Source organism: Lentzea sp. NPDC051208 (genome assembly GCF_040682435.1).
Classification (GTDB): Bacteria; Actinomycetota; Actinomycetes; order Mycobacteriales; family Pseudonocardiaceae; genus Lentzea; species Lentzea kristufekii.
This window is the reverse complement of record NZ_JBFBAW010000039.1, coordinates 14383-33791: the sequence shown is the minus strand read 5'-3', so window position 1 is coordinate 33791 and position 19409 is coordinate 14383. Positions and strand designations below refer to the sequence as shown.

Sequence of the window (19409 nt, the reverse complement as noted above, 5' to 3'; positions counted from 1 at the left end):
CGCCGAACACGAGGTCGAGCACCAGCACCAGCACCGCGCCCACGACGTCCTGCTGCGCCGCGGTCAGTGGCCTGGACAGCACTACCGCGGTCATGGCGCCCCACGCCACCACGGCCGACGGCTGCCGCGAGCAGGGAGCGCCAGACGCGGGACCACGCACGCAGCAGTTCCGGCATGGCCGAACCCTAGAGGGCGCGAGGTACTTCGCGGGGAGTCGCTCGAGGCTCCGGCAGGACAGCGTTGGTGTCGTCATCACCGCTACCGGCGTTGCGCCACAAGGAGAAGCCATGACCAAGCCCACGACGCTCGCGAGAACAGCCGGTCTGTTGTACCTGGCTCTCGTCGTCCTCGGCACATGGGCGGAACTGGTCGTGCGCGACAGCGTGCCCGTGCCTGGCGATCCCGTCACCACCGCGGCCAACATCGTGGCCCACGAAGCGCTCTTCCGCTGGAGTCTCGCGGCGGACGTGCTGATGGCGGTGGTGTTCGTCTTCCTCGGACTGGCGCTGCAACGCCTGTTGCACCACGTCGACGAACGCGCCGCGACAGCGCTCCTGGTCTTCGTGTCGGTCGGCGCGGGCTCGATCCTGCTCAACCTCGCGTTCCACTACGGGGCACTGCGAGTCGCCACCGACCCCGCGCACGCCGACGGACTCGCGTTGCTGCTGCTCGACCTGCACGGGTACGGGTACACCCTCGGCGGCGTGTTCTTCGGCCTGTGGCTGCTGCCCATGGGCTATCTCGCCCTGCGCTTCACCCTGTTCCCGAAGCCGCTCGGCGTGCTGCTCGTCGTCGGCGGCTTCGCGTGGATCGCCGACCCGGTGATCGCGTTCGTCCTGCCCGGCGCCCCCGGCCTCGTCCGCGACCTCGTGTCGGTTTCCACGTCGCTCGCGGAGTTCGGCCTGATGCTCTACCTGCTCATCCGAGGGCGTCCGATCCCCGGTACCGGCCGTTTCCGTCAGGCCGCGAGGATGAACGAGAGGAAGAAGCCCCCAGCCGTGGCGAAGGCGTTGAGCGGCCGGCCGTGCTCGAACGCCTCGGGCATGAGCGTGTCGGCCAGCGATGCGATCACCGCCCCGCCGGCGAACGACAGCGCGACAGCCAGCACGGCGTCGCTCAGCCCGCCCGCGACCAGTCTGCCGAGCACCACCGCTGCTGCCAGCAGCAGGGCGCAGACCGCCCACGTCAGGATCACGGTTCGCTTGCTCTGGCCCGACTCGCGCATGGCGACGGCACCGACCAGCGACTCCGGAAGGTTGGAGAAGAAGATCGCCACGAGCAACGTCAACGAGACCCCGCTGGCCAGCGACACCCCGAGCGCCAGGTTCTCCGGCACCCCGTCCAGGGTCACCGCGGCCAGCAGCGCGAAGCCCACGCCACCGCGCGCGCCGGCCTTCGTCACCTCCCGCTGCTCGGGCCCGGAGTGACCGGTGACGTAGCGGTCCAGAGCGGAATCCACCAGCACGAACGTGGCCGCACCGGCCAGCAGGCCGAGCCCGGACCGCACCGCGCCACCGAGGTGGAACGCCTCCTCGAACAGCTCGAAGGCCAGCGCTGAGATCAACGCCCCACTGGCGAAGGCCAGCAGGACGCCGGTCAACCACCGCGGCGGCCGCCACAGTGAACCGGCGATCGACCCGACCACCAACGCACTCGATGCGGCCAGGCCGTACAGCACCGCCGTCAGCATGCCCATCAGATACCCCTCGGGGCTACCGGAAGAAACCCCGACACCGGCTACGTGAACGAACGCAGCGGTCACCGACATGGCTATGTAGGTTGAATCCGTGGTTCAGGTCTTCATCCAGCCCTCCTACGGGACTCCGGAGGCGCGCAGGCACTGGTCGCAAACCTTGGCGACACCAGTGTCGTTCGGGTCCACCGGTTTCGCCGAGCTGTTGGACCCGGTGGACCTTGCCCGGTTGAACGCCGTGCATCCCAGCGGCCGCGCGCGGTTCTGGGGCGCCACGGCGAGGCACGACAAGCGGATGGACAGCCTGGCCACCGGCGATGTAGTTCTGCTCACCGGTCAGAAACACGTGCTGGCCATCGGGGAGGTCGGCCACGGGTTCCGCAACCCCGCGTTCGCGCGGAGCCTGTGGCGTCCTGACCCTGCGAAGTGCTTGTGGAGCAACGTGTACAGCCTCCGTCGGCACTGGTTCGTGCGGATGCCCTACGAGGAGATCTGGGCGTTGCCTGGCTTCACCGTCGGCGACAACTTCATGGGGCTTCGTTTTCTCTCCCCGGACAAGGCCACTGTCGTCCTGGCCCACACCGCCTCGATCCGCGATCGGTGACGAGCTCGGACTTCCTGCCCGGCCGTCACCGCTTCATGCGCTCCAGGTGGCGAAGGGCGCGGCCGGCGGCGTGGTATCCGCTCATGCCGTGCACTCCGGCACCAGAAGGGGTGGCGGCGGAGCACAGGTACACGCCGGCAGGCCGGTGTCGTAGGGGTGGAAGGTCGGGCAGGGCCGGAACACCAGCTGGAACGGGTCGTTGGCTCCGGTGAGGATGTTGCCGCCGACGTAGTTCGGGTTGCTCCGAGCCGGCTCACCGGGATTCTTGGTGGAGGAGGCCACGACCTTCTCCGTGCCTGTGCCGGATTCACGTCACTGGGCACGTGAGCCGATGCTTCGGCCAGCTCTGCGCCGAGGCGGCGGACAACTCCGGCTGGTGACCTCGTAGCGTCCGGCGAGTTGTCGGTACTGCGCCCAGACGGACATGGCGGCCTTGCCTCGAAGGTTTCAGATGCCTTCTGAAGATCCGTTCCTGGTGGTGGTGAGTCGTTCCGTTCCTGCTCTGTTCCAGCACGTGCAGCCGCGCCAGCGACAAACACCCGCACCCCAGCTCGGAACTTCCCGCGCTTCTTGGCGTCGCGCAGCCGGGAGACCGGCATGACGAACGCGCTTAGCCGACCGAATGGTCTGTAAGTTGACGTACCGTCCAGGCGGTCGGCTGGGCAGGCGATAGGTTGATCACCATGCCCGGAGAGCAGCGCAACGCGCCCCGCACCCGCCGTGAGGTGCTCGCAGCCGCCGCGCGCGCGTTGATCGAGCAAGGCCCGAACGTCAGCCTCGACGCCGTGGCCAAGGAGGCGGGCGTCTCGAAGGGCGGCCTGCTGCACCACTTCCGCAACAAGCAGGCGTTGATCGTTGGACTGATCGAGGAGTGGTTCGACCACTACGACGCGACGGTCGAGAGCCTGCTCGAACCGGAGGACACACCCGGCCGCTGGACGCGCGCGCACATCAAGGCGACCTTCGCGGTGGACGACCTGTGGTCTCACCCGTCTGTCGTAACGGCGTTGCTCGGCGTCCCGGAACTGCAGCAGCGCCTGGACGTTGCCGCGACCCGGTGGAGGCAGCAAACCGATTCAGACGGCCTGCACCCACAACGTGCTGACCTCATTTCCCGTGCACTCGATGGAGTGACGCTGGCTGACCTGCTGTGGCGCGGCCAAGAGCCCGATGAAGAGCGCGAGCGCACCCGTGACCTGCTGTTGAAGCTCACCGAGCAGTCCGGGCCGCTTGTTTGAGTTTGTCCACCGAACGTTGTCAAGTGGAACGGCGCTGACACCGGACAACGAAGTCTGCGTACCTTCGGAAGTGGTTGCACTCCGGGGGGAAGCACATGCCGATCGTCATGTCCGAATCCGTGCCCAAGGGGCGCGGATTGACCATTCTCTTCGAGTTGGAAGATCTCGCGCGAACGCGGTTCGCGTCGGCTCCGCTGCCGATGTACGAGCTGGTGTTCACGGTGCACAGCGGTGACTGGGACCGCCTGCTGCTGCCGCAGATCCGCCCGCTGGCCGAACTGGTCAGGCCCGGACGGTTCATCCCCGACTTCTTCAACTCGGCGAAGCCCGACTTCGACCAGGCCGTGTGCCAGGTGCTGGAGGTGCCCTCCACGCGGGTGCGCGACCAGATCGCGAGCATGCTGGGCACCACGTCGCCGTGGCTGCGGTCGTTCGCGGCCGGCACTCCGGCCGCGCGCCAGGAGCTGAGATCGGCGTTCCGGTCGGGCTTCCGCGACCTGCTCGGGCCGAACTGGTCGCAGACGCGCCAGACGTTCGAGGCCGAGGTGCGGCTGCGGTCGTCGCAGGCGGTGACGCGCGGACTGGGGGACCTGCTCGGCCACCTGCACCCGTCGATCTCGTGGACCTCACCGGCCCTGCACGTCGAACTGGGCTGGGACACCGAGATCTCGTTGCGGGGCACGGGAATGCTGATCGTGCCGGTGCTCAACGGACTGACCCGCCCGGCGGTGGCGATGTTCGCCGAACCGCAGCCGCTGCTCTTCTACCCGGTCACGGCACCCCAGCCGAGCGGTGCCAGTCTCGAACTGGCACTGGGACGCACCCGCACGCTCGTGCTGCGGGCGCTCACCTCCGAACGCACCACCACCGAACTCGCCAAGCACGTGGGCATCAGCCTGCCCACGGCGTCGCAGCACGCGACGGCCCTGCGCACCGCGGGTTTCGTGTCGACCCACCGCAACGGACGGTCGGTCCGCCACCGCCTGACCCGCCGCGGCTGGGAACTGCTGAACTGACACCAGGGAGGCCAGCATGACCGCGATGCCGCGGTACCGCACCGACCCGAGTCCCCGCGCGCTGGCGACCCGGCTGCGCGCGCTCTGCACCGCCCGCGTCCCCGTCGCCTGTCGCGTCTACGCCGGACTTTCCGCCCCCGTGCGCGCTTCCGCGTTGCACGCGCGCATCACCCACGCCGTGGCTTCGGCGTTCGTGGCAGGCGCGTCGGCGAGCGTGCCCCGCTTCGAACCGCCACCCTCCGCCCAGCTCCGCCTGCTGACCGCCGCCAGCTGGGGCCGCCTCGACGGCGCGGGCCCGGACATGACGACGTTCCCGGTCGACCTGGCCTCCGAACTGTGGTGGCGCGTGCACGAACGCGCACTCGGCTCGCTGCGCCCGGCCGAACGCCGCGTCGCCGGCGACCTGCTGCTGCGCCTGGGATATCCGCAGCACGCGGCCACGGTGATCGGCCTGAGCGTCATCGACCCGCGCAAACAGGTCCTCTCGCCCGATCTGGCCCTCGAACAACTCGCCGTCCTGCGCTGCCACCTCCCGGCCTCCGCCGTGGAGGCGATGGCGTTGCACGGAGCCAGATCCGGCCTCCCGCCCGAGACGCGGCGCGACCTGGCCCTGTTCGTGGTGTTCCGCAACGCCGCCCGCGGCGCCGACTCCACCTCGATGCGCGCCGCTGCCGCACTGGCGACCAAGGCCTCGTCCGAACTGCCCCAGCAGGGCTTCTCCGGCCAGCTGGGGCGAGCACGCCTGCACCGCGCGATCGCCGCGGTCCCGTTCGTGCGCCGCGACATCGCCGAGACGCACCGCCTCCTGGGCCGGGCGCTGGAATCGCTGACGTCGATCACCCCGGCCACCGAGATGGAGCGCCTGGCCTGGGCGGACGAGGCCTACGCCCTGTACTCGTTCCTCGTGCGGACCCACCTCACCGTGGGCCTGAGCCAGCGCGCCGCCGGGTACGCCGCCGAGCTGGTCGAGCTCAGCCCGGGCGACGACAGGACGTGGGCCTTGCAGGGCGACGCGCTCGCCGCGTGTGGTCAGCTGGAGGATGCCCTTGATGCCTACGGCCGGGGGATCGCGCTCGGGGGCTGGGGCGCGGCCCGTGCTGCCCATCTCCGGGCCTTCGTGCTGGAACGGCTCGGGCGGGTGGGCGAGGCGGCCGAGGACTACGTGCTGTCCCAGCGGATCGATCCGACCTCGTCGGTGGTGGCCGGGCAGGTGGCGGGGGAAGTGGCGGGGCAGGTCGAACGGCCCGTGCCTGGCACTAGATATGCAGTGGGCTGACGCAGATATGCAGTGGGCTGACGCGGTGCCCACTGCTCCTCCGCGCGATTCCTCCTGACGCAACGCGCGAACCCCGGATTTGGTTCCCGCTCTGTCCACAGGCTTCGTCGGTTGTCCACAGGCCTTGTCGGCGAGAGCGGCCGCCAGTGGCTCGGGGCGGGTCAGCGGGCGTCGGCCGTCACTAGTAATCGCAGGTGTGCCGCGAGCCAGGTGGTCGCGGCCGGGGCGTCGGCGAACGCCGTGACGTGGGCTGCGGCTGTGCGCAGGCCTGCTTTGTGCAGGTGTGCGCCTACCTCTCGTGCACGGGTGAGCAGGCTGTCCGTCAGGTGGTCCAGGCCTCGGTGGGCGGCCTCGGCCAGCACTGTCAGGGCGCTGTCGACCGTCGCGCTCAGCGAGTCGGAGGCCGTGGTGCCCGGTGACAGGGGTTGTGGTGTCGTGTCCGTCGCCAAGTCGAGGACGACCACGCCTGTGGGGGTGAGGACGGCCAGGGGGTCGACCACCAGTGTGCCGCGGTGCCTGCGGACTGTGCCGGTGATCGTGGTCGGACCTGCTCGCAGTGCCATTGTCAGTGCGTCCAGTGCTTGTGGTGCTACCGCTCGGTGGTTTGACTCCAGCAGGCACGTTGTGCCGGTGGGGCCGTGCAGGGTTGCGGTCAGGCGTTGCGCGGCCGGGTCGTAGGCGAGGTCGGACACCTCGGCCACCCGGATCGCGCGGACCAGTTCGGCCTCGACCCTCGCGCGGACCTGGCGGGGCGGTAACTCGGCGAGGTGTGCGGCGGCCGCTTCGTAGTCGTCGATCACCAGGGCCTGCGGGAGGTGGTCCCAGGCCGTGCCGACCGGGGTCAGCGAGGTCTTGGCGACTCGGCTGGTCTTGAGCGTCACCGCGCGGCTCGCGCTGCGCGTTGCCGACTCGGACACCACGTTCGACGCCGCCAGCCGCTGGCCGGTGCGCAGGGGGGTGTCGCGCTGCACCAGCACGACGTCGCCCGACGCGAAGTAGACGTCGGCCGCGTTCTCCGCGCGCAGGCGGGCGCCGAGCGCGGTCAGCCGGACTCGCTTGAGCGGGGTCTCCGCGGGCTCGTCCGGGCCGAGGATCTCGGCACGGGGCCCGGTGGCGGTCGTGCGCGCGTGCAGTTCCGTCAGCAGGGCGGCGAACCGCTCCGCCTCGTAGTCGGCGCTGCGGCCGCGGTACGCGGCCAGCTGCGCGAGCAGGTCGGTGATCACGGCGGCGGGCCAGTGCAGGCGTTGCGCGGTCAGGTCGCGGTGCAGGCGCTGCCACGCGACGTCGAGCACCTCGCTCGCGTTCGTCGCGCCGTCGAGCAGCAACTGGTCGAGCAGGTCGGTCACGGCGGTCAGATCCGTTGCCGTGGTGGGAGATCCGCCCACGTCCACCGTGTCGGTGCCCTGCTCGTCCGCCTCCCGGAAGGCCCACACCGCGAGCGCTGTCGCCTCGTCCTTGTTCACCGCGTCCGTGTGGACGTAGGACAGGTCGCCGGGCACGAGGAACGTGACCGTGCAGGTCGGGAGTTCCGCCTGCGCCGTCTGGTCCTGGGCGGTCGGGCGGCGGAGCTTCGCGCGGTAGCCGGCCTGGTGCGCCCTGCGGGCGCGGCGCAGCGTGCGTTCGCCCATCAACGCCACCAGATCGGCGTCCGGCACCGAGCCCGGCGACCACAGCTCGGCAGGCGCGCTCGCCTCCTGCGTGCGCTGGTAGGCGAGGACTACGGCGATGCGGTGGCGGCAGACGCCCGCGGCTCCGCAGCTGCACCCGGCCGCGTCCAGCGCGACGCCCGGCGGCAGCGTGGTCGTGGTGCCGTCCGGGAACTTGCCCTGGACCGCACCGGCGGCATCGGTGTCGAGCACCGGGACGACGCCCGCGTCGAGTTCCTTGACGGCACGTTTCACCAGACCGCGGTTGGCCAGCGCCGCGAGCGCGTCCGGGGTCAGTGCCAGCAGGTCGGGTCTGGTCACTTCAGTTTCTCCGCAACGAATTCCGCGAGCTGGCCAGGGGTCATCGCGCCGACGTGGGCGCCGACGTTCGCGAGGCGCTGGCCCAGCGCCCTGTCGTAGTCCGGGTTCGCCTCGTCGTCCAGCGCGGCCAGGCACAGCACGTGCGTGCCCTGCTCGCACAGGCCCTTGACCGTGCGCACCAGGCGCTCCTCGCTGCCGCCCTCGTAGAAGTCGCTGATGATCGCCACGATCGACCGGCGCGGGCTGTCCACGAGCTCGGCCCCGTACACGACGGCCTTGGCGATGTCCGTGCCGCCGCCGAGCTGCACCTTCATCAGCAGCTCCACCGGGTCCGTGACGTCCGAGGTCAGGTCGACCACGTTGGTGTCGAACGCGACCAGGTGCGTCCTGAGCCCCGGCAGCCCCCACAGGCACGCCGCCGTGACGGCCGAGTGGATCACCGAGCTGGTCATCGACCCCGACTGGTCCACCAGCAGGATCACCTGCCACTGCTCCAGGTGCCGTTTGGTGCGCGAGACGAACTTCGGGTGCTCGATCGCGAGCTTGCGCTCGTCGGGCTGGTAGCGCTGGAGGTTCGCCCTGATCGTCGAGCGGAAGTCGAAGTTGCGCGAGTTCTTGTGGATGCTCGGCCTGCGCGACTTCGTGCCGCTGAACGCCGTGCGCACCTCCGTCTTCAGCTTCTCCATCAGCTGCTTCACGACCGCCTCGACGATCTTGCGGGCCATCGCGAGCACGGCCGGGTTCATCAGGTGCTTGGTCCGCAGCACCGCGCGCAGCAACGCCGGGTTCGGCTCGATCCGTTGCAGCACTTCGGGATCCGTGACGACATCGGTGATCTCGTACCGCTCGACCGCGTCGCGCTCCAGCCGTTCGATCGTCTCCCTCGGGAACAGGGTGTGCACCTCGTCCAGCCAGTCGACGGTCTGCAGCACCGAGTCCTCGCTGCCGCCCTTGCGCACACCGCGTTCGGCCAGCTCGGGATCACGCCCGTAGAGCCACTCCAGCGCCGTGTCGCGGCGGGCCGCGTCGCCCTGCAGGCCCCCTGTGCAGCGGGACGCGGGTTCGCCCAGGATCAGCCGCCAGCGTTCCAGGTCCGTCATGCCAGCCCGCCCTTCACCAGCAGCGCGTCCACGCGCTTCTCGATCGCCATCGCCTCCGCCACGGTGATCGGGTCGACCGTGAGGCGGGTGACGCCCTTCGCGCTGCCCTCGACGCCGCGATGGGCCAGGACGGTGGCCGCGATCGTTTCTCTTTCCCTGGGCGGGAAGTAGCTGAAGGCGAGCCGCAACGCGGGCAACGCCACCAGGAACTCCTCCTCGTCCATGGCGCTGATCAGCTCGTCGAGCACCCCGACCAGGCCGGGGCTCGCCAGCACCTCCTCGCGCGCGACCGCGAACAGCCCGGTGAGCCAGTCGCCGAGAGCTTTGATGCTCCTCACCTTGTGCACGTCCGGCTGGGAACCCAGCGTCCAGGCGAGACCGAGTGCCGCACCGCGCAGGTCCGGCGGCGCCTGCACGTCGTTGCTCACCCTGGTCGCGACGCCCGTGACGTCCACGACGTCCAGCGACAGCGCGGACCTGGCGTGCAGCACCGCGTCCCTGGTCGCCGCCATCGCCTTGAGGCGGTGCGGATCGGCCGGAGCCGGTCCGCCGTGCAGGCCCTCGATCAGCCACAGCACCCGCGCGGTGCCGACGTCGATCACCGAGCCCAGCAACGGGTCCTTCTTCGTGCCGAACAACCTGTCGTGCCGCCACAACCCGAGCACTCCGGTCAGCACGCTGCCCAGTGCCGCCAGGTCACCCGTCTCCCGGACGCCCTCGTTGAGCGTCTGCTGGACCCTGCCGGACAACGCCGAGATCCCGCACAGCACCGCGTCGAACAGGATCGCGGCCAGTTCTTCGAGCTGCGCGTCCCGGGACCGGCGTTCCAGCGCCACCCCGGCCGCTTCCTCCAGCGTGGCACCGTTCTCGGCGGCCTCGATCAACGCGGCCAGCCGTTCCTCGACGGGCCGCAGCGTCCACTGCTCCTCCAGCTGGGGCTGTGCGCCCCCGGACGGTCCGCTCGTGCGCTCGAAGCCGGGGATCCGCAGCACCCGCAGGCGGTGCAGGATCCTGCTGCGCTCCAGCGCTTCCGGGACCGTGAGATCGAGGGCGACCTTGCCCTCGTGGTCGAGCCCGTGCGTGCGCAGCAACTCCTGCACGGCGTTGACCAGCGGCGGCGCGGGCGTGCTCGGGTGCAACCGGCCGACCTTGCCTCCCCGCAGCGCCCCGATCATCTCGATCAACGCCGGGTGCGCGCCGGGCTGCAACGTGCCGCGCCGCGTCCACGGAGGCGGCTGCGTCAGGTCTTCCGAGATCAACGCGCTGGTCAGACCGTCGAGCACGTCCGTGCGCGCCAGGTTCTCGTGCCCGCGCAACCTCGCGAGCGCGCCGGCCTGGGTGCGCGCCGCGATGAGGTCGGCCGTCGACACGGACTGCTGCCTGCGGCGCAACCTCGTCGCCACCGACTCGACCAGCCAGTCCGCCGCGCGCTGCGACCCGGTCTCCCAGACTTGCTGGTAGTAGCCGGGCGACGGCATGCCCGACTGGTAGCCGGTGAACGCGTCCAGCCGCGCGTGCGAGTACGGCACGAGATAGCTCGCGCCCCGCTCGCGTTCGGGCACCTCGGGCCAGTCGGTGCTGCCGTCGAGCTGTGCCTTGAGAGCGGCCGTGTGGAAGCCACCGGTGATCACGACGACGGGCCGCTCGCCCGCGTCGTGCACCGCTGCCCGTACCCAGCGCGCCATGTACTCCTCGCGCGCCGAGTCGCCCTCGTCCGCCGTCGCAGTGCCGCGCAGCAGGTCGAAGTACTCGGCCATGCCCTTCGGTTCGGTCTCGCACTCGAAGAGGTGGTCCCACAGCACGTCGACGTTGTCGACCGAGAACTCCCGGCACAACCGCTCGACGACCTCGGTGTAGCGCAGCTCCGCGTCCGCGTACCTGTTGCTGACGTCGCGGAACGCCTCGTGCCACGCGGGCAGGTCGATGAACCTGACCTCGGCGCCGCACCGGCGTGCCTCGGTGATCGCCACCCACTCCGGCGAGTAGTCGCAGAACGGTGACCACGACGCGTGCTCGTCGGAGTAGCTGAACAACGCGACGGGCAGCTCGTGCCCGAGCAGCAGCTCGTCGATGCGCTCGTTGAAGTCGGCGGGACCCTCGATGAGCACGTACGCGGGCTGCTGTTCGGAGATGGTGGCGGCGACGATCCGGGCACACGCGGGACTGTGGTGCCGGACGCCGACGAACACGGCGCCCATCAGCCGGGCAGCAGGTGCCGGGCGCGGTGCAGCTCCTGCCACTGTTTCCCCTTGCGCCGCGACGCGTGCTGCTCCAGGTACCGCCGCAGCCGCGCCAGGTCCTCCGCGTTGTCCTTCGCGGCCGTGCCCGCCAGGCACTCCACGACGTCCGCGGCCGAACCGACCTCACCGCGCAGGAACCAGCCCCGCAGTCCCACCGCGTGCGCCACCGAGACCGCCTCGGCCGTGCTCATCACGGTCGTGAGCCTGTCGCTGCCCTCGCGCAGATCGCGGAAGGTGCGGACCAGGACCTCCAGCACGTCGCGCCTCGGCGCGAGCTCCACACCGGAGCGTTCGAGGAGCTTCGCGGCCTCCTGCTCGACCAGCGCGAGCTCGGTGTCGAAGTCGGCGATCGGGAACACCGTCTCGAAGTTGAACCGCCGCTTGAGCGCGGCGCTCATCTCGTTGACGCCCCTGTCCCGCGTGTTCGCCGTGGCGATCACGTTGAACCCGTCCTGCGCGAACACCATGCCGTCCGGGCCGCTCAGCTCACCGATCGCCATCACGCGGTCGGACAGCATCGACAGCATGCAGTCCTGGACCTCGAGCGGGCAGCGGGTGATCTCCTCGAACCGGACGATCTTGCCCTCGGCCATGCCCCGCAGCATCGGCGCCGGCACGAGCGACCGGGGCGACGGCCCCTCCGCGACCAGCAGCGCGTAGTTCCACGAGTACTTGATCTGGTCCTCGGTCGTGGCCGCGCCGCCCTGGATCGTGAGCGTCGACTCGCCGCACACCGCCGCCGCGATGAGCTCGGACAGCAACGACTTCGCCGTGCCCGGCTCACCGACGAGCATCAGGCCGCGGCTCGTCGCGAGCGTGACCAACGCGCGGTCCACAAGGGACGGATCGCCCACGAACTTCTTGACGATGCCCCGGTTCTCGTCGCCCACCACGAACTTGCGCGCGGCGTCGAGGCTCAGCGCCCAGCCCGGAGGCTTGGGCGCGGTGTCGGCGTCCCGCAGGCGCGCGAGCTCGTCGGCGTAGCGGACCTCGGCGGGAGGACGCTGCATCGTCTGGGTGCTGGTCATGACTGCAGGGACTCCAGTTCGGAGAGGAGTTCGGAGAGGGTGATCGGGTCGATGGCGTAGGTGGCGGGCGCGTCCGAGGGGGCGGACCAGGTGCCGTGGCCGCTGGGGGAGAACCACATGTCGCTGAAACCGACCTCGGGGAAGACGTCCATGGCGCCCACCGCGATGCCGGGCTCCAGCGAGGCGACGAGCGCGCCGCCGCCCGGGAACGGCCGGGTGATCCAGCACTCGACGCCCGCGTCCTGCGGTGTGCCGCGCACCCAGCCCTTCTTGGTGAGGCCGAGGATCTTGCCGATGGGGTACGGGGTGGCGCAGAACTTCTTCAGCCGCGGCAGGACGTCCTCGGCGGACGCCACCAGGTGGACCGGGCGGCCCAGCTGCGGGAACGGCTGGAGGATCTCGTAGTCGGCGAAGACCTCGCCCCACGCCGCGGCCGCGTCCCGAAGGTCGACCGCGTGCGCCACGCGCACGACCGCGTCCTCGGGCAGCGTGAACTCGTCGTCGTTCGCGTCGGCCAGCGTGCGGTCCTCGGCGAGGCGGAAGGAGGTGCCCTCGCCGGTGATCCACACCAGGCGGCGGACCAGGTGCCACAGCAGCGGATGGGCGGCGAAAACCGTCAGGAACTCCTCGGCGGACCACGTGCGCTGGTCGACCATGGCCCGTTCGAGCCGCTGGATCTGATCGGACGCGATCGTGCGGACGTCCTTCTTCAACGCCATGAACCGCTTGTGCTCCAGCGGCGCCCGCTCCTGGTCGTCCTTCGCGCCGGGCTTCGGGAGGTCCTTGCGGCGCTTGCCGTCCGAGTCCAGCACGAACGGCTTGAGCTGCTCGTCGAAGCCCACCGTGAACCGCCGCGGGCCGTAGTCGACCACCAGGGTCGCGGCGTCGTCCAGACCCAGGCGCGGGACCAGCCGGTCCGACAGCTGGTCGCGGGACAGGCCGAGCTCGGCCGCGATCTGGGAGACCTTCTCCTGGGCCTTGGTCTTGAGACCCTTGAACGACACCTTCTCGGCGATGCTGTTCAGATGGGACAGCGCGACCTCGGTGCCGATGTCGGCGAGCACGTCGAGCCCGGTGACCGCCCTGGCGTGCTGGCTCTCGCCCGGCCAGTTGCGGATCAGCGGTGACAGCGAGCGGACCGTCGAGTCGTCGCCGAACCAGCCGAGCGCGGTCAGCGCCCAGCCCTCCTTCGACGGCGCGCCAGCCTGCTCCCACGCCCGGAACGCGGCCCACGCGAACGCCGCCAGCGAATCCTTGTCGAGTGCCTCGCGGACGATCGGCAGCCCCGCGTAGAGCTCGCCGGGCTTGGACAGCGCGGCCGTCATCAGCAGATGACCGGCGGCCTCCGCGGGCAGGGCGTGCTTGCGGTCCGCCAGCAGGACCTGCGGCAGCAGGCGCGGGTCCGCCCACTCGCCGATCGCCGGCAGCTTCGCGGGCAGCACGTCGATCGGGTCGACCGACAGCACGACGTCGATCGCCGCCTCGGCGCCGCACTCCTTCGCGACGGCGGCCACGTCGACACCGACGGTGTTGTTCAGGTGGCGCAGCGCGGCTTCGGCGTTGCGGCGGGGGACACCGGCCTTCCCGGCGGCTGCCGGGATGAGCAGACGCGCGGCCTGCTCACGGTGCCGGGCCAGCCACTCGAGCCCCCAGCGCCGGGCCGTCTTGGTCCGGGCGAACCAGTCGGCCATCTGCGTGGCCACCTCGGCCGTCGCGAACGGCAGCAGCACCATGCCGGTGCCCGCGGGGGCGGACTGGACGTGCCGGATCAGCGCCGGTGCCGCGTCGACGCCGAACCGGGCGGCCAGGTTCTTGCCCCACTCCTCGACGCCGTAGCTGTAGTTCGGCTTCCAGTCCGCGAGCAGGTGCCGCACCTCGTCGTCGGGCGCGAGGAGGAACAGGTCGTTGTCGTAGTAGCCGATCACGCCGGCCAGGTAGTTCTCGAGGAGCTTGCGCCAGTCGTGGTGGTCCTGCCGCCACGCCGCGCCGGATGCCAGCCACTCGGCGTGCTCGCCGGGCAGCCAGTTCATCGTCGGTTCCGGCAGGGGGAGATCCGCCAGCACCACGGGCTTCACCGACTTGCGGCGGTGCAGCCACGGCGGCGAGGCCAGCAACGGCGGCAGCTGATCCGCACTCGCCTCCGGCACGATCGCCTCGATGGACTCGGCGAGCAGCGCCGCGACCTCGTCCGGCACGGTCAGATGCGGGTTGCTCCGCAGGTGGACGTTCAGCAGCCGGCGCACGGCGTCACTCGACGACGCGCGCTCGGCCAGCAGCCGCGCCGCCCGCTCGGGGAACGCCCTCATCGCGGACACCACGGCGGGCCACACGTACTTCCCGTCCAGCCGGTCGAGCAGGATCGTGAACGCCTCGTCGGTCGGTAGCGCCGCGAGCACGTTCAACGCCTGCTTCCGGCCTCCCGTCCGCTGGTAGTAGCTGTCGGAGTCGAGCTCTTCCGCGAGCAACGGCGCGATGGCCGGCCCCAACACGTACACGGCCGTGTAGAGCAGGAACGCCGACGTCGTGATCGACTCGTCGGCCTTCCTGAAGTCCTCGAGGCTGCGGGCGCTGCTCGGCAGCATCCACCACCGGCTCGGGGTGTACGGCTGCTTGCGCACCTCGGTGAACCAGTCCGCCCGCTCGGGCATCAGGTAGCACCGGACTTCCTTCTCGGTCTTCGACGTGCCGAGCTTCTCCAGCACGCTTTCGGCGGCCGCGCGCTCCTCGGGACCCGCGACGGCGATCGCGTACCGGACGGCGGTGAGCATCAGGCCTTCCGGTTCGCCGATCGACGTGTGGAAGTTGCCGGTCGCGTGCTGCAGGCAGATCCCGGTCCACCTGCCACGCTTCTGGTGGTACTGATCGGTGAACACGACGCGCGTGAGCTCGACGACCGCGGTGGTGGCGAAGGCGAGGCCGTGGTCGGCGATCCAGGCGTGCACGGCGGGCACGCCCGGCTTCGTGATGGCCGCGATCGCCGCCGCTCCCGCGGGGTTCGGCTGCCCGGCAAGGTATTCGCGGGCCGCGCTGACCAGCTCGGCCTTCGAATCCTTGCGCGAGAGGGCGTCCTCGATCGTCTCCGCCTGCTCGCTGATCAGCTGCCGTGCCTGCTCGGCCTTCGCCGGGTCGACCGCGAACTCCGGCTCCGGGGCGAACCCGCGCTGCCGCACCGCGTCGCGCAGCCACGCCTTGGGAATCACCCAGGTGTTCTCGTCGACGGGAGTCGCGGGTTCGGCGGTGCCAGGTGCGCCGGTGGTGGGTGGTCCGGCAACAGGTGCACCAGCGGCGGGCTGCGCGGAAGCGGGTTGTTCGGCCGCGGCAGGTGCACCGGAGGCGGCGGGCTGCTGCGCCTCGGCGGCGCCTTCCGGTCTGTAGCCCTTCTTCTCCTTCTCGGCCACCAGTTTCGCGACGTGCGCGCCGGCTGCCTCGGCGGAGGCCAGCTCCTTGGTCTGCGTCCGGCCCGTGGTGCCCAGCCGTCCGAACCGGACGGTCACCGCCGCGCCGTCCTGCTCGACCTCCCAGAACTTCGCGGAGCCGTCCGCGACGAGTTCCCACCTGCGCACTGCGTTACCTCCTGGGCCCCACAAGAAAGTTGATGTGCACCGGACGTTACTCAGGGGGTCTGACAATTCTTCCGCGCCGGCTCGAAGAGCTGATCAGACCCCCTGGTTCGGGGCCTACGACCGCAGTGACTCCAGTTCGGACAGCACTTCCGAGGCCGAGATGGCGTCGGCGGTGAAGGTGCTCGCCGCGGTGCGCTGGGAGGACCAGTAGCCCTGCCCGTCGGCGGAGAACCACAGCTCGGTGAACTTGAGCTCGGGGAAGATGTCGATCGCGCCCACCGCGATGCCGGGGTCCAGCGACGCGACCAGCGCGCCACCGGACGGCAGCGGGCGGGTGATCCAGCACTCCACGCCGCCGTCCTGGGGTTCGCCGCGGACCCAGCCCTTCTTGGTGAGGCTGAGGATCTTGCCGACCGGGAGGTCCACGTCGCAGTACTTCTTCAGGTGGGGCAGGAGATCCTCGCCCTCGGGCACCACGTGCAGCGGGCGGGAGAGCTGGGGGAACGGCTGGAGGATCTCGTAGTCGGCGAAGACCTCGCCCCACGCCGCCAGTTCCGCCTGGAGGTCGACCGGGTGGGCGACGCGGACGGTGGCGTCCTCGGGGAGGGTGAACTCGTCGTCGCCGGAGTCGGCGAGCGTGCGGTCTTCGGCCAGGCGGAAGGACCGGCCGTCGGTGGTGATCCACACCAGGCGGCGGACGATGTGCCACAGCAGCGGGTGGCCGGCCAGGACCGTGTGGAACTCCCCGGCGGTCCAGGTGCGCTGGTCGACCATCGCGCGTTCGAGGCGGTGGATCTGGTCGGACGCGACGGCGCGGACGTCCTTCTTCAGGGCCGCGAACCGCTTGTGCTCCAGCGGGGCCTGCTCTTGGTCGTCCTTCGCGCCGGGCTTCGGCAGGTCCTTGCGGCGCTTGCCGTCCGGGTCGAGGACGTAGGGCTTGAGCTGTTCGTCGAAGCCCACGGTGAACCGGCGCTGGCCGTAGTCGATCACCAGGCTCGCCGCGTCGTCGAGGCCCAGGCGCGGCACGAGACGGTCGGCCAGCTGGTCGCGGGACAGGCCCAGTTCGTCGGCGATCTGGGAGACCTTCTCCTGCGCCTTGGTCTTGAGGCCCTTGAACTTCACCTTCTCGGCGATGCTGTTGAGGTGGGACAGGGCGACCTCGGTGCCGATGTCGGAGAGCACGTCGAGACCCGTCACCGCCCTGGTGTGCTGGCTCTCGCCCGGCCAGGCCCGGATCAACGGCGACAGCGCTCGCACCGTCGAGTCGTTGCCGAACCAGCCGAGCGCGGTCAGCGCCCAGCCCTCCTTCGACGGCGCGCCGACCTCCTGCCAGCGCTGGAAGACCGCCCACGCGAACTCCGCCAGCGAGTTCTCGTCGAGCGCCTCGCGGGCGATCGGCAGCCCGGCGTAGACGTCGCCCGGCTTGGACAGCGCGGCCGTCATCAGCAGATGGCGCGCAGCCTCCGCGGACAGGGCCTGCCTGCGGTCGCGCAGCAGGACCTGGGGCAGCAGGCGGGTGTCCGCCCACTCGCCGATCACGGGCAGCTTGGCGGGGAGCACGTCGACCGGGTCGACGGCCAGGAAGGACTCCAGAGCGGCGGCCGCGGCCGGGCTCGGTGCCAGAGCGACCACGTCCACGCCGAGTCCGTGCAGGTGGCGGATCGCGGTCTCGGCGTTGCGCCGCTCGGCGCCGGGCTTGCCCAGGGCCGCGGGAACGAGGAAGCGCGCGGCCTGTTCCCGATGCCGGGCGAGCCAGCTCAGCGCGGTCTTGCGGACCTGCTTGAGCCGCACCAGCCAGTCCGCCATCAGCGCGGCCACCTCGGGCGTCGCGAACGGCAGCAGGATGGCCGCCGACCCCGAGTTCTTCTCCGCGATGCGCAGCAGTGGGGGCAACGCGTCGAAGCCGAACTTCGCGGCCAGCCGCTTGCCGGCCGACTCCGCGCTCCAGCCCAGTTTCGGCTGCCAGTCCGCGAGGAGGTGCCGCACCTTCTCCTCGGGCGCCCCGATGAGCAGGTCGGCCATGCGGTACCCGATCCGGCCCGCCTCGTACTCCGAAAGCCAGTGCTCCCAGGTCTTGTAGCGGTGGGTGTCCCAGTGGCCGTCCCTCAGCCACTCCTCCCGCTCACCCGGCTGCCACGTGATCGACCGGCTCGGCACCGGCAGATCCGGTACCACCACCGGCTTCACCGGAGGCTTGCGGTGCAGCCACGGCGGCGAAGCCAGGACGGGCGGCAACGCCTCCGCGGGCGCTTCCGGCACCGCCGCCGTTTCGATTTCGACGAAGCCGGCGGGTGCTTCCAGGTGCGGGTACGTCTTCAGGTGCACGCTGAGCAGCTGGCGGAACTCGTCGTTGCGGGCGGACCGTTCGCCGAGCAGCCGGGCCGCCCGCGCAGGGAACGCCGCCATCATGGACAGCACCACCGGGCGCACGTACTTGGTGTCGATCCGGTCGAGCAGCAGGGCGAACGCCTCGTCGGTGGGCAGCACGGAGAGGGTCTTCAGCGCCTGCTTGCGGGTGTCCGCACGCTGGTACTGGCCATCGAGCGCGTTCGCGAGCAACGGCGCGATCGCCGGACCCAGCACGTACAGCGCCGTGTGCAGGACGACCGAGTGGTTGGACACGAGATGCGGTGCGGCCTCGAACTCCGCGTACGTGCTGGCGCTGCAGTGGAGGACCCACCAGCGGGCGGTCGTGTTCGGCGCCTGGCACGCCTCCCGGAACCAGTCGGGCCTGCCCGGCATCAGGAACGCCCGGACCAGCTTCGTGCCGGGCTCGTCGATCGCGCCCAGCCTGTCGAGCACGGCTTCCGCGGCGCTGTGCTCGGCGTCCTCGGCGATGGCGAGTGCGTACCGGACCGCTGTGAGCATCTTGCACTCGACGCTGCCGATGGTGATGTGGACGGACCCGCCGCGCGACGCCAGGCGTTCCCTGCCGTAGGCGCGCTGCTGCCACTCCCGGCCGCAGAGCAGCCGCATGAACTCGGTGGTGGCCTCCGTCGCGAACACGAGGCCGTGATCGGCGATCCAGGCGTGCACGGACTGCTCACCGCTGGCGAGGACGGCCGCGATCGCCGCCGCGCCGGTGGGATTCGGCCGGCCGGCCAGGTGCTCGCGCGCGGCCTGGACGAGATCGGGGTCGGAGGTGGGCTCGGAGAGGATCCGCTCGATCGTGGTGTCCCGCTGCTCGACGATCCTCTGCCTGGCCTCCTCGGCCAGCGCGGTGTCGACGGAGAACTCCGGGGCGGGGTGGAAGCCGCGCTGGCGCACCACGTCGCGCAGCCACGCCTTGGGCATGACCCAGGTGTCCTCGTCGACGGCGGTGGGTTGGGCGGGAACGGCAGTGGCGATGGGCTGGGAGGACACGGGGGAGCCGGTGGGCTGGGTGGGGAGAGCCGCGGCGGGCTGGGTGGCAGCGGGCGCTGCGACCGACTGGGCGGCGGCGGTCTCGGCTGCGGCCTCGGTCGTGGCGGCGGCTGGGCCGACGGCGCGGTAGCCCTTCTTCTCCTTCTCCGTCACCAGCTTCGCGACGTGTGCCTTCGCTGCCTCGGCGGACGCCAGCTCCTTGGTCTGGGTCTGGCCGTGCGTGTCCAGGCGTCCGAACCGGACGGTGACCACGGCACCGTCCTGACCGATCTCCCAGAACTTCGCCGCGCTGCCCGAGACGAGCTCCCACCTGCGCACTGA

13 protein-coding genes are annotated in these 19409 nt (G+C 70.8%); 6 read left to right on the top strand and 7 right to left on the bottom strand.

Annotated elements, in window-relative coordinates:
* Positions 1–287: 287 nt before the first annotated feature.
* The 3 genes from AB0M48_RS45020 (at position 288) to AB0M48_RS45010 (ending at position 2297) form a co-directional block, all read left to right on the top strand.
* Positions 288–1427: a DUF4386 family protein gene (locus tag AB0M48_RS45020; RefSeq protein WP_363855365.1), complete on the top strand. Its 1140-nt coding sequence runs from the start codon at positions 288–290 to the stop codon at positions 1425–1427.
* A complete protein-coding gene (locus AB0M48_RS45015) occupies positions 1424–1558 on the top strand; it encodes a hypothetical protein (RefSeq protein ID WP_363855362.1) in 135 nt (44 codons plus the stop codon). The genes AB0M48_RS45020 and AB0M48_RS45015 overlap by 4 nt, the downstream gene beginning before the upstream one ends.
* A 229-nt stretch (positions 1559–1787) precedes the next feature.
* The gene (locus AB0M48_RS45010; protein ID WP_363855359.1) at positions 1788–2297 is read left to right on the top strand and encodes a hypothetical protein; all 510 of its coding nucleotides are present in this window, start codon (positions 1788–1790) and stop codon (positions 2295–2297) included.
* Positions 2298–2378: 81 nt separating this feature from the next.
* Here AB0M48_RS45010 and AB0M48_RS45005 read toward each other — a convergent pair whose 3' ends face one another.
* Positions 2379–2579 carry a hypothetical protein gene (locus tag AB0M48_RS45005; protein WP_363855357.1) on the bottom strand — a complete coding sequence of 67 codons (201 nt, stop codon included), beginning with the start codon at positions 2577–2579 and terminating at the stop codon, positions 2379–2381.
* A 401-nt stretch (positions 2580–2980) separates the two neighbouring features.
* On the opposite strand from AB0M48_RS45005, the gene AB0M48_RS45000 reads away from it, so the two are divergent.
* The 3 genes from AB0M48_RS45000 to AB0M48_RS44990 all read left to right on the top strand — a co-directional run bounded on the left by AB0M48_RS45000 (position 2981) and on the right by AB0M48_RS44990 (position 5827).
* Positions 2981–3535: a TetR/AcrR family transcriptional regulator gene (locus AB0M48_RS45000; RefSeq protein ID WP_363855354.1), complete on the top strand. Its 555-nt coding sequence runs from the start codon at positions 2981–2983 to the stop codon at positions 3533–3535.
* Positions 3536–3672: 137 nt separating this feature from the next.
* Positions 3673–4551, top strand: a complete 879-nt coding sequence (locus AB0M48_RS44995) for an ArsR family transcriptional regulator (protein ID WP_363855352.1) — start codon at positions 3673–3675, stop codon at positions 4549–4551.
* Between the two features lie 16 nt (positions 4552–4567).
* A complete protein-coding gene (locus AB0M48_RS44990; RefSeq protein ID WP_363855349.1) occupies positions 4568–5827 on the top strand; it encodes a tetratricopeptide repeat protein in 1260 nt (419 codons plus the stop codon).
* 161 nt (positions 5828–5988) lie between these two features.
* Here AB0M48_RS44990 and AB0M48_RS44985 read toward each other — a convergent pair whose 3' ends face one another.
* The 6 genes from AB0M48_RS44985 to AB0M48_RS44960 all read right to left on the bottom strand — a co-directional run bounded on the left by AB0M48_RS44985 (position 5989) and on the right by AB0M48_RS44960 (position 19406).
* On the bottom strand, positions 5989–7794 hold the full coding sequence (locus AB0M48_RS44985) for a hypothetical protein (protein WP_363855346.1): 1806 nt from the start codon (positions 7792–7794) through the stop codon (positions 5989–5991).
* Positions 7791–8894 (bottom strand): VWA domain-containing protein, encoded by a 1104-nt coding sequence (locus tag AB0M48_RS44980; protein WP_363855343.1) that lies wholly within the window; start codon positions 8892–8894, stop codon positions 7791–7793. The genes AB0M48_RS44985 and AB0M48_RS44980 overlap by 4 nt, the downstream gene beginning before the upstream one ends.
* Complete coding sequence (locus tag AB0M48_RS44975; RefSeq protein ID WP_363855340.1) at positions 8891–11134, bottom strand: DUF5682 family protein; 2244 nt, start codon at positions 11132–11134, stop codon at positions 8891–8893. The genes AB0M48_RS44980 and AB0M48_RS44975 overlap by 4 nt, the downstream gene beginning before the upstream one ends.
* Positions 11092–12162 (bottom strand): AAA family ATPase, encoded by a 1071-nt coding sequence (locus AB0M48_RS44970; RefSeq protein ID WP_363855338.1) that lies wholly within the window; start codon positions 12160–12162, stop codon positions 11092–11094. The genes AB0M48_RS44975 and AB0M48_RS44970 overlap by 43 nt, the downstream gene beginning before the upstream one ends.
* Positions 12159–15725, bottom strand: coding sequence for a DUF4132 domain-containing protein (locus AB0M48_RS44965; RefSeq protein ID WP_363855335.1), 3567 nt, complete (start codon positions 15723–15725; stop codon positions 12159–12161). Before AB0M48_RS44965 ends, AB0M48_RS44970 begins: the two co-directional genes overlap by 4 nt.
* A 114-nt stretch (positions 15726–15839) precedes the next feature.
* Positions 15840–19406 carry a DUF4132 domain-containing protein gene (locus AB0M48_RS44960; protein ID WP_363855332.1) on the bottom strand — a complete coding sequence of 1189 codons (3567 nt, stop codon included), beginning with the start codon at positions 19404–19406 and terminating at the stop codon, positions 15840–15842.
* Positions 19407–19409: the final 3 nt, after the last annotated feature.